11 protein-coding genes are annotated in these 12,695 nt (G+C 56.8%); 5 read left to right on the plus strand and 6 right to left on the minus strand.

The window, feature by feature from the left end; genetic code table 11:
• Positions 1-17 precede the first annotated feature (17 nt).
• Positions 18-608: a hypothetical protein gene (locus tag ABIQ96_RS21660; protein WP_348216729.1), complete on the minus strand. Its 591-nt coding sequence runs from the start codon at positions 606-608 to the stop codon at positions 18-20.
• Between the two features lie 23 nt (positions 609-631).
• Here ABIQ96_RS21660 and ABIQ96_RS21665 point away from each other — a divergent pair, with 23 nt between their 5' ends.
• Complete coding sequence (locus ABIQ96_RS21665) at positions 632-856, plus strand: hypothetical protein (RefSeq protein WP_348216730.1); 225 nt, start codon at positions 632-634, stop codon at positions 854-856.
• 189 nt (positions 857-1,045) lie between these two features.
• Here the strand turns inward: ABIQ96_RS21665 and ABIQ96_RS21670 are convergent, their stop codons facing one another.
• The 5 genes from ABIQ96_RS21670 to ABIQ96_RS21690 all read right to left on the minus strand — a co-directional run bounded on the left by ABIQ96_RS21670 (position 1,046) and on the right by ABIQ96_RS21690 (position 7,111).
• A complete protein-coding gene (locus ABIQ96_RS21670; protein WP_348216731.1) occupies positions 1,046-1,522 on the minus strand; it encodes a hypothetical protein in 477 nt (158 codons plus the stop codon).
• Between the two features lie 298 nt (positions 1,523-1,820).
• On the minus strand, positions 1,821-2,594 hold the full coding sequence (locus tag ABIQ96_RS21675; protein WP_348216732.1) for a hypothetical protein: 774 nt from the start codon (positions 2,592-2,594) through the stop codon (positions 1,821-1,823).
• A 247-nt stretch (positions 2,595-2,841) separates the two neighbouring features.
• Positions 2,842-3,768: a hypothetical protein gene (locus ABIQ96_RS21680; protein ID WP_348216733.1), complete on the minus strand. Its 927-nt coding sequence runs from the start codon at positions 3,766-3,768 to the stop codon at positions 2,842-2,844.
• Positions 3,768-6,224, minus strand: a complete 2,457-nt coding sequence (locus tag ABIQ96_RS21685; RefSeq protein WP_348216734.1) for a hypothetical protein — start codon at positions 6,222-6,224, stop codon at positions 3,768-3,770. Before ABIQ96_RS21685 ends, ABIQ96_RS21680 begins: the two co-directional genes overlap by 1 nt.
• Positions 6,225-6,244: 20 nt before the next feature.
• Positions 6,245-7,111 carry a hypothetical protein gene (locus ABIQ96_RS21690; protein ID WP_348216735.1) on the minus strand — a complete coding sequence of 289 codons (867 nt, stop codon included), beginning with the start codon at positions 7,109-7,111 and terminating at the stop codon, positions 6,245-6,247.
• A gap of 343 nt (positions 7,112-7,454) precedes the next feature.
• Between ABIQ96_RS21690 and ABIQ96_RS21695 the strand changes: the two genes are divergently transcribed.
• From ABIQ96_RS21695 to ABIQ96_RS21710, 4 genes are all read left to right on the plus strand, one after another.
• Positions 7,455-8,348 carry a phosphatidylserine decarboxylase gene (locus ABIQ96_RS21695; protein WP_348216736.1) on the plus strand — a complete coding sequence of 298 codons (894 nt, stop codon included), beginning with the start codon at positions 7,455-7,457 and terminating at the stop codon, positions 8,346-8,348.
• 38 nt (positions 8,349-8,386) lie between these two features.
• The gene (gene glnD / locus ABIQ96_RS21700) at positions 8,387-11,146 is read left to right on the plus strand and encodes a [protein-PII] uridylyltransferase (RefSeq protein ID WP_348216737.1); all 2,760 of its coding nucleotides are present in this window, start codon (positions 8,387-8,389) and stop codon (positions 11,144-11,146) included.
• 137 nt (positions 11,147-11,283) lie between these two features.
• Positions 11,284-11,538: a 30S ribosomal protein S16 gene (gene rpsP / locus ABIQ96_RS21705; RefSeq protein WP_348216738.1), complete on the plus strand. Its 255-nt coding sequence runs from the start codon at positions 11,284-11,286 to the stop codon at positions 11,536-11,538.
• Between the two features lie 138 nt (positions 11,539-11,676).
• A complete protein-coding gene (locus ABIQ96_RS21710; protein ID WP_348216739.1) occupies positions 11,677-12,633 on the plus strand; it encodes an SAM-dependent methyltransferase in 957 nt (318 codons plus the stop codon).
• The last annotated feature ends 62 nt before the right edge of the window (positions 12,634-12,695 follow it).

Here is a 12,695-nt window from a genome sequence, read left to right on the forward strand (position 1 = left end):
GAAATTTCAGCGGACAATCATTCAGCCATGCGCAGACTCTTGGCGAAGGTCTCGAGGACCGGTTTTGCGGCTTGGACCTCTTCTTTGGGACCGACCATTTTCACGGTGAGGATCTGGGCCCCAACCGACGCAACCACGCCCGCGAGTGCAAATCCGGTTTTTTTCCCTGTGCCCATGCTACTCGTATCATATTCGCCTTCCGCGCTGACCCAGACACCTTGAGAACCGGCAACGATCACCGATGGGAGCTTGGCGACCCCGGCTGGGTCCAAGGGGGCGGTACCGAATTGCTTCAGCCAGCGGTTGACGTTGTCGAGAATGGAACCTTGGGAGATGGTGACCCAGACTTCGCCCATGCCGCTCTCGCCGAATCGGTAGTTCAGCAGACGCATCTGGGAGGCAGGAAGAGCCAGCCAACCCGCAGGCGTGTCGGCCTTGACCGGGCTGGGTTTGGCGTCGCGGAAACGCTCGTCACTGGTGGCGAAAAGCTTGGGAGCGGTGTCGCGGGTCGTTTCCTTGCGGGTCTCCGTCACCGTGATTTCCTTTTTCTCCTCGCAGCCGGAGAAGACCAAAACGCTGGCAAGCAAACAGGCGGCGCGGTTTTTCATGCAGGCGGCGATAAGCCCGCCCCATGTCCCGCGCAAGTGGAAACGGGCAGCTCCGGGTAACTGAATGGTCGGCAAAATCCAACGTGGCTGACCTTGAGGACTCCCGGCATCGCCCCTACAAGCCTGCCGTGGAACAGATACGCTATTTCAACCGCCACACGGGAGCCTTCGAAACCGAGCATGTTTACGGCCTGGGATTCCTGCGCATCGCTCCGCCGATGCACCGAGTTGCCCTACCAATTCAGTAAACGGCTTCCCCGCTTCAGAGAATCGTCCGGCTACCCCGGTGAATTACCCTGCCCATGCAGTAAAAAGCTCCGTCAGCGCGCCAATTTGGCGCACTCACGGAGCTTTCCGGGCCGTTGATCCCACTTTTTGCAGGGCAATCACGCCACTTTGCGTAAAACATCTGGCAAAAAGTGCTGATTTTGAATGAATTATGGAGTTGAAGCAGGCGTGGCAGCGCGGCGGCCACCGCCAAAGAAACTCCCCAGCGATTCCAGCAGGCCCTTGAGCGAATCCGAGGCACTCAGCTTGAGCTGTCCATAGACGCGCAGGGAAAAGTTCATCAGGTCGATGCCAATGGCCATCTCCGTATCATCGCAGCCCTCCGCGAGGGCTTGCACCCGCGCGAACAGCGGGCGGTATTTGTCCAGCGCCACCACATCCGCCACGGCGGCGGCGGTGCCGATGGAAGTCGGCAGGTCGCCCGAGTTCTGTTGGGCTGCGGTGACCGCCTGGCGCACAAGCTGTTCGCGGGTACCCATTTTCGTGAAGTTCGACCGCTGTTGGGCGGTTAGAGGGACGAAGTGGGGCTTGAGTTTCGTTTCCAGAACCAGCAGCGCCGCTTCGATCTGGGTGAGGTCCGCCGACGGGATGTCCAGGTCGGCGAGATTGATGATGGGTAGTGCCATAGGGATGATTTTCTAATGGTTGTTCCCGGCCGCTCCGCACAAAAGGGGCATCGCGGGCGGTTGGTTTGCTAGACAAGCCCCACATGGGCTTGAAAGCACGTTAGACCTATCGGAAAATTAGAAGCCCGCAAGGGGAAAATCATCGCCTTCTCTCTTCGCCCGTTCATCAGGCCTGCCGGTGCTTGCGGAAATACCAAGCCGTTGCTGCGGCAACTACGCCGGACAGAAGAATTCCACGCCTTGTGTGGCGTATGGGACTCTACTCATTTCGATGCGGAAAGCCTGAGACGCAGCCAAATTACTCCCGCCAGCAACGCCATCCCCCCCCGAGGATCCAGAGCCAGAGCGGTTTCGCCACTGTATGGGTTGGAGCGGCAACTGATGCGCTGGGTTGCCCCACAGGCGAAGGTGGTGTGTTTTCCACCGTGCCGTCCGGCCTGAAACGATACTCGACGTTCTGGCCGATGAAGGAGAAGCTGCGCTTTCCTGACTTTACTTCATCGTACCAAGCGCGCCAAACAAGGATGTCTTTATCAAGAAAATTGGGGGTCTTGTCAGCAGGAGAATCCTTGAGCAATTTTGCAAGAGACTCAGCTGCCAACAATCCGTTGGGCGCGATAAGCGTCCAATCTGCTTTACTTGCATAGTATCCGGCCAGATCAGCGCTCCACTCCATATCTGGAAGCAATTCACCCAGCATCTTCACCACTCTTGGATCTGGAATCCGTCCGATACCATCCAGAAGACTTGAACGCCGTGTATCGTAATCGCCAAACCACCCGCCTGCCTTCCATTTAGCCCGCTCTTCACCCAGATACCCTTTCAGTTTCTCGGGGAAATCGGGGGTAGCTAAAATCCGTTCCCTGACAAGGGCCACCACTTTTCTATCATCATCGTTTACCTGAGCTCCGGAGATATCACATAAGTAGGCTAGATCTTCTGCTGTCGCGCTGGCTGGCATGCTTGCCAACTTAGCCAGTTGGTCGCGATCCCACTGATCCTCCCCCCGCGATATTGCAACCGAACCGCACAAGAACATGACACACCAGCAGATCATATTTTTCTTTTTCATAGCTGTATCCGCTATTAGAAAACAGAAAAATTACCGATAGTAATTTTTTCATCCTGCCTTCCTGTTCTTCGTTGCTAAACCACTTTTCCGCCCCGTTCCATTCAGCTTTGACCAGGAGACTGTGGTCGAGCTTGCGTTGTCTTGTCGGTGAGATCCGAGTAAATCAACCGGTTGAGGCAATTCGTGCCCATGAGAGATACCTGGCGGGTGATTGTCAGCGGGCCTTTTGTTAGGTATTGGACTCACGTCATTTCGATGCTGAAAGCCTGAGACGTAACCAAATTATTCCCACCAGCATTGCCGTGACGCCACCCAGAATCCACGGCCATCGCGGTTTCGTTGTCGTTAGGATTGGCGCAGTGTTCATAGCTGCAGGTTGCGCCACCCGCGAAGCCGGTGAGACGACAGGTTTGGGATCTTGCTCCAGCACCGACGGTGGCAGAGGCGTGCTTTCCCAAGTCCCATCCGGCTTGAAGCGGTATTCCAGAAGCTGACCGATGAAGGAGAAAGGGAGTCTGCCGGATTTAATTTCGTCCCACCAGGCGCGTGTCTCGGCCAGCAGTGTATCTGGATTCTCATCACGACGAGTGACGGCGACGGGTGGATTTCTCAATCCGATGTCCATGATCGTAACCGTTGATCCGTAGGAGTTGGCCCTAGGGTTCTCTCCCCAGTCACTTCCCGGAGATTCCAAGGGAACGGGAGTGTCCTTATCATCAGATAAAAACTGCCCGAGCACGGCAATGGTCTCAGGACTGGGCAGATAGCTCAATGTTTTGAAATACATGGTCCGGTTGAAATCGTACGAGACTCGAGGGCCAGTATTCGTTAGATAAGGTTCCACCTCTTTCTGTTCCCGTGCGATCTCTTCGGCGAAATACTTTGCGTGGCCGGGTATGGCGAGGAGTGCTGTACGGAGTGATAAAACAACCTGATCCCGCTCCAAGCATTCCCGATAATGAAGAGATTCTAGCTGCCTGAGCATTTCTCCGAGACCTGGAATTTTCTCATTTTCCGGCTTGCCAAGCAATTCACTAATAGATTCATCTCGTCGTAATTTCCAAACCTTTGCCGCATTCGCGTCATCTGGCACTTCTGGTAATGCAGCCATGCTAGATCCTTGAATCAATAGCAGACCTACAAACAGGTTGATTAATTTTTTGAGTAAAATCATTATTGTGGATCTTTGATGTTTTCATCCAACCACTTATCAGCCTTATCCCACTCGCCTTTCACAAGAAGTCGGGAAGTGCCGTCTCTACGGCGCTTATAACCAGAGCACATCAGGCGGCTCACAGGGTCTGCCCCTTGCAATGGGGCGACCCCGCCACCTGCCGTTGAAACTGATCCGTCAGAATAAGTGTATGGCTTTTTATATTCATCAGGATGTCCGGCTCCCAGAATGATGTGGCCGATCTCATGAGCAATTGTGTCTTTTAGATCCAATGGATCATCACTAATCATAGAGAATGAGGGAATCAAGCAGATTCTATCTCCGAGAATTGTAAGTCCGCTAGCAACAACATCGCCAATAAATTTATTCTTTTCCTGGTTCCAATTTCTAGAACGCACCCCGATGACTCCTCCGATGATGTATATATTGATGTTCGCACTGGAATTATAATGCAAGTTAGTTATCGTTTTGGCCTCAGAGTTTCCATTTCTATCGGTATCCAAACTACCATTTCCAAGTGAGATGGCTTCGGCGGGAGCGCCGAAGGCCGTGCCGTCCGCCTTGTCAAAATCGATAGGGTCCGTTTCGACGACCGTGCAGTTGAAATTGGCATTGACTTGCCGAGTGAAAACACCGCTCAGATATTCCTCCAGCTCGGTCTTTGTAGGCTTTACTACTGGTTGTATGATGGTCCCATCAGATTTCAAGAGCGGGACCAACCAGACACTAGCATTGATGGTTCGCTTCTTCATCACCTTCACCCGCACGGGGAGTTCCGTGGAGAGCATGGTCGCGCCGGTGCCGAATTTGAAGACAGGGGTTTCCTCGCTGGTTTCCGTTCCGGTCCCCTTCCAAGAGGTCTGGAGGACAGTTTGACCGGTGATCGGGGGTGGTGTCGCGGCAGGGTGGCGCTGAGCATCCAAGTAAATCCCGTTCGCGTTCGCGCAGGTCATTTGCATGAAGGCCGGGATGTCATTGCCGATGTAGATACAAACATCGTTGGTCATCGGGAAGATCGCCGTTCCTATTTTGATGTCTCCTCCGCAAGGGGCCATGATCCATGGCATGTCCTGATAGCCGGAGCCGGGCAAATTCTCCACCGTGTTTGAGACATCATCAACTCCGGTGGCGGGAAGGTTGTCGCTGATGGTGAAGCGGGCGAGACGCAACCGGGTTTCATTATCATCCGTTTTGATTTCCTCCTCGTTGGAGACAAGCTGGTTCGGCGGGATCGTGAGTTTGACGGACTCGATGGCGGTCGGAGAGTCCCACCAGTGGTTTTGATGTAATTTCAAATAGGTCGCGGTGCGGGGGGTCGTGGCGGCCTGGAGCCGTTCCACGCGAAACCGCGTGGAAGCGGCTTCACCACTAGCAGCTTTGGTATTGTCTATTTGAATTTCGGAGTAGTTGTAAAATGCATCCGGCCCCCAGCCATGCTCAGCGGATCCGTAGGCGGATCCCACCCGATCCCCGCTGACGGACACTGGAAATGGAGGATATGGGATACCGTCACGTCCCGTTAGAATCGAAAGTGCCGATGTGTTGAGATTTGTGGAGTATATTTGCAAATCGGCGGTGACAACTTCATTAACGGTTGACGATCCCCGGTAGGTGTAGCCGTAGTAGATGGTTTCATCAGTGCCGCCGGGGTCTTCAGGATATACGGTTGCGGAGTATTCCGAATAATATTTGCTGGAGAAATTCATGTAGAGCGGCTCGGGTGGCGTGGTGGGTGTACCGCTTCCCGTGCCGCCTCCGGTCGCGCCGGATGGGGCAAGCTGGGGGGAACTGCCATAGGTATCCGCATCCAAGGCATCGGGGACGGAATCTCCGTCACTGTCGGAATTATAATCGTCGGTGCCGAGTCTGGCCTCCTCGAATCCTGTCAGCCCGTCATTGTCGGCGTCGATATCGCTGACGGCCACTTTCCAGAAGATGGCGGCGGGGATGCTGCCGTCCGGCTGGGCGATCGCGATTCCCGCGAGTGCTTCAGGCCCGGTGGCGGTGACGGGCGGGCCGATGGGGAGCCAACTTCCCGGTGCGAGGCTGGCGGAAAACAGGAGGGTGTATTGTTTTCCGATGAGGGAGGGCCATCTGAGGGTGTAGATTTCCGGGGTGAGGATTTCGGGGCCGTTTTCGCCGGTGATGTAAACGGCGGAGTGGTGATCGAGTTCGGGGCGGATGAATCCACCGGGCGGATTGGCATCGAGGGGATCGGTGCCAGCGGCGGCTTCGGTGGCGTTGGTCCAGCCGTCGCCGTCCGGATCGGCCTGGGGATCGAATGTGTTAGCAAATAGCTGGCCGTTGTAATCCATTTCCCAAACATCGCTGAGTCCGTTGGTGTTGGCGTCGATGATGGCGTGGGATTTCGGAGCGGACAAAATCAGGAAACCAGAGACCAGAAAGAGAAGCAGGGAACGGGACGCTGCTCCAACGGTCTGGGGAAATTTACTCATGCTAGAGCGGAGAGAGGGACTCATTGATCGCCTCCTTTTGCGGCGGGAGCGGGTGTTTCGGTGAGCCAGTAGTTGAGAACGATGTCCTTGGGTTGCGGAGGGTGGGCTTTCAGTTCGGCTTCCTGTTGGAGACGGGCCTGTTCGCGGCCTTGGAAGGCTGCTAGAAGCCGCTCGTGTTCGTTGTTATATAAATCGTGAAGTGACTGGATGGCGGCGAGTGACTTGGCATCGGGCTGACCGGCGGTGATTTGGAAAGTGGCGTTGCCGGTGGGAAACGCGGGGATTTCCGGTGCGGCGTAGGTGCGTCCTTGTTGAGCCAGCAGTCCCGTCATCCGGTCGATGTCCACCGAGTCCCACATCATCATCAGCATGCAGGTTTGGCCGTCGGAACCGGAGAAGGAGGATAAGCCGGAAAGCAGTGCGAAATCGGCGGAGGACCAGAATTTGACGGGCTGGGCAGCACCGTCCGGCCAATAGCTGGCGAGGGTGCGCGGCGGGGAGGCGTTTGATAGGTAAACTGTTGCTCCGAGGCGGATCAACAGGTCTCTGGGATGCTGCGCCCGGATTGCCGCCATGCGGGCTTTGACCTCCGGGGTGCTCTCGGTCACCGCAGGCGCGGACACCGTCGGCTCCGGCACCTCGATGGGGTTGATTTTTTGCACGGTGATGGTGCGACCGCCTTGCTCGATGGTTCTGGTATCAAGAACGTCTTCAGCCGGGACGATGAATCCGGGCTTTGGTGCTTCAGGAGCTGGCGGCGTGCCATCCTGTAGATCACCGAGGATGCTGGCGGTGGGAACGCCAGGAATCGCGGAGTTTTCGTCCTCGGAGCGGACGGGCGAGAAGCTGGCCATCAAGGCCAGAAGGACTAGAGGGATTGGTTTCATGGGGAAGGTATGGTCGAGTCCTTCCTGGTGGACGGGGAGTTCGTAGAGTCGCACAGAGACGACCGCAACGGCCTTTAGCCCCTTCCGAAGAAGCAGCCTGGACATGCGCCGCTGCCTCCCCGGCCCTTGGGTCGGTTTGGCAGCAATGTGGGCGGTCATTGCTAACCGCTCTGTGTTCGGACTACGAAATCCTCGTCCACCAAGATGGACGAAATAATCAGGCGCATTCCCCAACAGATTGGCAAGGCCCAATTTTATCACGGTCTGGATCTGAGCCCGATGCCAACAAACATGCGATCCATCAACTCTTGCGGACCCCCGACATCGCCGCTACAAGCGCGCCGTGGAACCAATCCGCTATTTCAACCGCCATTCGGGAGCGATGGAGACCGAGCAGGTTTACGGCGAAGGATTTCTGCGCTGGTCCTATGGGAATCCGCTGGGAAAAATCTCGCTGGAGGCATTTGTGAAGCGGCCGTTTTTCTCGAAATGGTACGGTCGGCGCATGAGCACTCCCGAGTCGGCGGCGCGGGTGATGCCTTTCATCGAAAAATATGGGCTCGATCCTGAGGATTTCGGAGAAGCGCCGGAGAGTTACCGGAGTTTCAACGAGTTTTTCTACAGGAAATTGAAACCCGAAGCGCGGCCGGTGGATGCCGGTGACGCGAGCGTGGTCTTCCCTGCGGACGGGCGGCATTTGGGATTCGAGCGGGCCTCTGACATCGAAGGAGTTTTCGTAAAGGGGCAGAAATTCGACCTGCCGTCGCTGCTGGGCGATGAGAAACTCGCGGCGAAATATGCGGATGGATCGCTGGTTCTCTCGCGACTTTGCCCGGTGGATTACCATCGATTTCATTTCCCCGCCGCCGGCATCCCCGGTGAAACGCATACGATCGAAGGGCCACTTTTTTCCGTCAACCCGATCGCCCTGCGGCAACGCCTCGCCTACCTTTGGACTAACAAGCGCACGATCACCAAGCTGGAAACCAAACGCTTCGGCACGGTGATCTGCATGGAAATCGGTGCGACGTGCGTGGGCACCATACGGCAAACCTTCACGCCCGGCCGGACCGTCGCGAAAGGCGCGGAAAAAGGCTATTTCGCCTTTGGCGGATCCTCCACGCTCACCCTTTTCGAACCGGGAAAAGTCCGTTTGGAAGCCGACTTGGTGGAAAACTCAGCCCGGCAAATCGAGCTCTATGCCCGCATCGGCAGCCGGATGGGCCGCTCCGCTTGACCTTCCGTGAAAACGGAACACGCTTTCAGCAATCCCGCATGCAGCATCACCTCCAGAATCTCGAAGAGCACGCCCGTGAAGCACTGAAACCCGCATTGGAAGGCCACCTCTCGCCCGCCGAACGGATCGCTCTTTATAAGAGGTTTTTGAAAACGGAGGAGCACCGGATCCTTCTTCATCATCGGTCCGGGTCCGGTGGCCTTGAAATCGCGCGAGCACGCGCCGCTCTGATCGACACCGTCATCCGTTCGATCCTCGAAGCCTCGCTGAACGCACGCAAGCGGGGCGAACTCCTGCCAATTTCACTCGTCGCAACCGGCGGCTACGGACGCGGCACGCTCAATCCGGGTTCGGACATCGACATCCTTTTCCTCCTTCCCCGCGCATCGACCAAGCTGCCGGAGCCGCTTCGAGAACTGGTTCAGGACATTCTCTATCTGTTATGGGATGTCGGATTCAAGGTCGGCCATGCCTGCCGCTCGATCAACGAGTGCATCGAACAGGCGCGGGCCGACCCGGAAAACAAAACCTCGCTGATGGACGCGCGCCTGATCACCGGCGATACCGCGCTTTTCCAGCAGTTCCAGGAGCGCTTTAAAAAGGAATGCATCGACAAGGGGCAATCCGAATTTTTCGAAATCCGCCGCAACGACCTGCGGGACCGTCATAAGAAATATTCGCACACGGTTTTCCTCCAAGAGCCCAACGTGAAGGAAAGCTGCGGCGGTCTGCGCGATTTCCACAACATCCTCTGGGTTGCCCGCGTCAAGCACGGCAGCACTGATCTGGCGGCACTGGTCGAGGATCGCATCATCACCGCTAACACCCGCAACGAAATCGAGGCTGCGCACGATTTCCTCCATCGCGTCCGCAACGAACTCCACTACCACAGCAAGAAAGCCACCGACCAGCTCACCCTTCAGTTGCAGGGCATCGTCGCCACCGCGTTCGAATATCCGCAGAAAGACATCCTCCGCCGCGTCGAGGCCTTCATGCGCGATTACTACCGCCACACGCGGCATCTCTATCAGCACACCACCTCGCTGATGGAAACCTTCCAGATCGAACAGGACACCCGGGCGGAATCCGGCTTCCGCTCATTCCTAACATTCCGCCAGAAGAGCCGCGAGGAGTTCGACGGCTTCATTGCCAGGAACGGCAGGCTGTTTCCTTCGAACCAGGAAATTTTCAAGGATGATCCTTATCGCCTGATGCGGTTGTTCCAGCATTGTCAGCTTCGCAATCTCAAGCTCAGCCCGCAGATGCGCCGGCTCATCGCCGCGCATTGGGAGGATATCGACCGGCCCTTCCGTTACTCGAAAACCAACCGCCAGGTGTTCCAAGGAATTCTCGAGCGCAAGGGCGAGGTCGCCCGCACCCTCCGGCTGATGCATCGCGTCGGTTTCCTCGGCCGTTATCTGCCCGAGTTCGGCGCGCTCGACTGCCTCGTGCAGCACGAGTTTTTCCATCGTTACACCGCCGACGAGCATACGCTGCGCTGCGTGGATCAGCTCGACCAACTCATCGCGGAAACCGACCCGCGCAGGGAGATTTATCGCCGCCTCTTTCTCGACGTGCAGGACTCCTACGCGCTCTATCTCGCAGTCATTCTCCACGACACGGGCCGCGCCGAGAACGTACGCGAACACATCGATGGTTCAGCCATGCTTGCGGCGCGGCTTTGCAACCGGCTCCAGATCCATGGTGCCCGGCGGACGCTGATCATGTTCCTCGTGGACAACCATTTGACCTTCTGGCGCACCGCCACCACGCGCAATCTCGATGACCTCGAAGTCATCAGCGAGTTCGCCAAGATCGTCAAAACCCCGTCCAATCTCGACGCGCTTTTCCTATTCACCTTCGCGGACTCTAACGGAACTTCGCCCGACGGCTGGAACGGCTGGAAGGAAAGCCTGATGCTCCAGCTCCACAACGCCACCCGCAACTACCTCGAAGGCGGACGGGAAAAATACTCGCGCAAGCTCAATGCCGACCGTCTCGCCCTCCGGGACGAAGTCATTGGCATCATGCGCGAGGACTATCACCCGGATGTGAAGCGCCACTTCGAACAAATGCCCGCCGCCGCCTTCCATTTCCGGCAGGCCGCCCACATTGTCACCCAAGTCCGCACTGTCCGCCACTTCCTCCAGCGGGAGGCGGAAACTTCCGATCCATTCGCTTCGTGCATCAAATGGATCGACCACACCGACAAGGGCTACACCGAACTCGTGCTCGCCTGTCGCGACAAACCGCTGCTGTTGGAAAAAGTCTGCTGCGCCCTCGCCTCCGAGCAAATCAATATTCTATCAGCCGACCTGTTCACCCGGAAGGACGGCATCGTCGTCAACATCTTCCGCGTCTGCACCACCAACTTCGAAACCGTTTCCGCAGCCTCCACCCGCAAGCGGTTCCTCGAAACCTTCGAGGCCATCCTCATTGTGGAAAGCTACGACCCCGAGAAATTCCTCCGTCGCAAAATCAATTTCCTCAAACCCCGTTCCGACAGCGGAATCAAGGTTCCCGTCCGCGCCTACGTCACCAATTCGCTCCACCCTACCTGTACCACGGTGGAAATCCAGGGACTCGACCGCATCGGGCTGCTTCACGACCTTTTCCACACCATCAACCAGCACGGTCTCAACACCGCCCACGCCCGGATCTGCACCGAGAAAGGCGTTGCCATGGACACGCTCTACATCACCACGGCGGATGGAAAAAAGATCGAAGACCCAGACCAGCTCAAGCAGCTTGAAACCGAGTTTTCCAAACTGATTTCCCGTCCCGAAACTTCCGACTGAGCCGGGGGTTGCCTCACAAGAATTTAAGGAAAGTTAAACAATTCGGAAATTCATCAAGATTCTGCTTGGCATTCCGCGGTGGATCTTGCAATTTCCGCGCCCGCCCGTCTCCGGGCACGTAAAAGAGCTTTAACATCATGGCCGTATCCATCCGACTCAACCGCAAGGGCACCAAAGACCGCCCTTACTATAAAATCGTTGCTGTTGACAGCCGCAAGCGTCGCGACGGACGTTACATTGAGCAGCTCGGCACCTACGATCCGCTTCTCGAAGGCACCAATTTCACCATCGATCTCGCGATCGCCGACAAGTGGCTCGCAGTGGGTGCCAAGCCATCCGAAACCGTGAACAGCATGATCCGCAAGGCCCGCACCGCGGCAGCTAAGGCTTGATCGATTCCCGATTTTTCTAAATTTCTCAAACAACCGCGTTCCGCAAGGAATCGCGGTTGTTTTGTTTCAACAAGTGGCTGGAGCGTCTCGCTCCAGACTGTTGCGGGAGGCGTCCCCGCCTCCTGAACTTATTTTCCCATGGCTCCCATCCCCTTCGAGCAATTCATGGCCCGTGCGCTCCATGATCCGGAGCATGGCTACTATGCCCGTAGGATTTCCGGTGTTGGCGGCCGTGGGGATTTCACTACCGCGCCAATGCTCTCGGAAGCACCCGCCCGCGCCATCGCCGCTTGGGCTACGAAGGCGTTGCGCGAAACAGGATGCCGGAACCTCATCGAGATCGGTCCGGGCGAAGGCAAGCTCGCCGCAGGAGTGCTTAAGAACCTGCCATGGCATGTCCGCTGGAAAACCCGGCTCCACCTTGTGGAAACGTCCGTGCCGCTCGCCGCTCGCCAGCGGGAATTGCTGGGCAGCCGCGCCACTTGGCATCAAGACATGTGCGAGGCACTGGCCGCGTGTGAAGGTCGTGCGGTGATTTTTTCCAATGAACTGGTCGACGCCTTTCCCGTGCGCCGATTCCAGAAGACCGCCGATGGCTGGCAGGAACTTGCGGTCCATTTCGACGATCAAAAGCGAGCTTGCGAGTCCCTGATCCTCCCCGCCCCGCTGCCCGATTCATCCGGGTTTCTGGAAAAGCATCCGTCGGGCCAATGCATCGAGGTTCACGATTCCTACCACCGATATCTAACCGAGTGGCTGCCGTTCTGGAAATCCGGGCGCATGCTCACCATCGATTATGGCGCGACTGCGGAAAACCTCTATCACCGCCGCCCCCGCGGAACAGTCCGCGCCTACCTTCTCCAGCAACTCCTCGAAGGGCTCGCGATCTATGAGAATCCAGGCAGACAAGACCTAACAACCGATGTGAATTTCACCGATCTCATGAACTGGAGCCAACCGTGGATCGGCGAGCAACGCCTGACGACCTTCCGCGAATTTCTTGAAGGCGCGATCGATCCACAGGGCAACGACCAGCAGCTAACGGATGATCGCGGTGCGGGAGGAGCGTTCCTCGTGCTGGACCAGAAACGCTGATTCCGAAGACAAAAAAACCGCGGATCCCGAAAGATCCACGGTTTGAAATTTCTTCAGCAGGG

Origin of the sequence: Luteolibacter sp. (assembly GCF_039920825.1) — a bacterium.
In the GTDB taxonomy this organism is placed as follows: domain Bacteria; phylum Verrucomicrobiota; class Verrucomicrobiia; order Verrucomicrobiales; family Akkermansiaceae; genus Luteolibacter.

What these genes read in the sequence shown, in the direction of transcription:
- ABIQ96_RS21680 (WP_348216733.1), bottom strand. Translation starts at nt 3,768, where the DNA reads ATGATTTTACTCAAAAAATTAATCAACCTGTTTGTAGGTCTGCTATTG.
- ABIQ96_RS21710 (WP_348216739.1), top strand. Translation starts at nt 11,677, where the DNA reads ATGGCTCCCATCCCCTTCGAGCAATTCATGGCCCGTGCGCTCCATGAT.
- ABIQ96_RS21675 (WP_348216732.1), bottom strand. Translation starts at nt 2,594, where the DNA reads ATGAAAAAGAAAAATATGATCTGCTGGTGTGTCATGTTCTTGTGCGGT.
- glnD (WP_348216737.1), top strand. Translation starts at nt 8,387, where the DNA reads ATGCAGCATCACCTCCAGAATCTCGAAGAGCACGCCCGTGAAGCACTG.
- ABIQ96_RS21665 (WP_348216730.1), top strand. Translation starts at nt 632, where the DNA reads ATGTCCCGCGCAAGTGGAAACGGGCAGCTCCGGGTAACTGAATGGTCG.
- rpsP (WP_348216738.1), top strand. Translation starts at nt 11,284, where the DNA reads ATGGCCGTATCCATCCGACTCAACCGCAAGGGCACCAAAGACCGCCCT.
- ABIQ96_RS21670 (WP_348216731.1), bottom strand. Translation starts at nt 1,522, where the DNA reads ATGGCACTACCCATCATCAATCTCGCCGACCTGGACATCCCGTCGGCG.
- ABIQ96_RS21690 (WP_348216735.1), bottom strand. Translation starts at nt 7,111, where the DNA reads ATGAAACCAATCCCTCTAGTCCTTCTGGCCTTGATGGCCAGCTTCTCG.
- ABIQ96_RS21685 (WP_348216734.1), bottom strand. Translation starts at nt 6,224, where the DNA reads ATGAGTAAATTTCCCCAGACCGTTGGAGCAGCGTCCCGTTCCCTGCTT.
- ABIQ96_RS21660 (WP_348216729.1), bottom strand. Translation starts at nt 608, where the DNA reads ATGAAAAACCGCGCCGCCTGTTTGCTTGCCAGCGTTTTGGTCTTCTCC.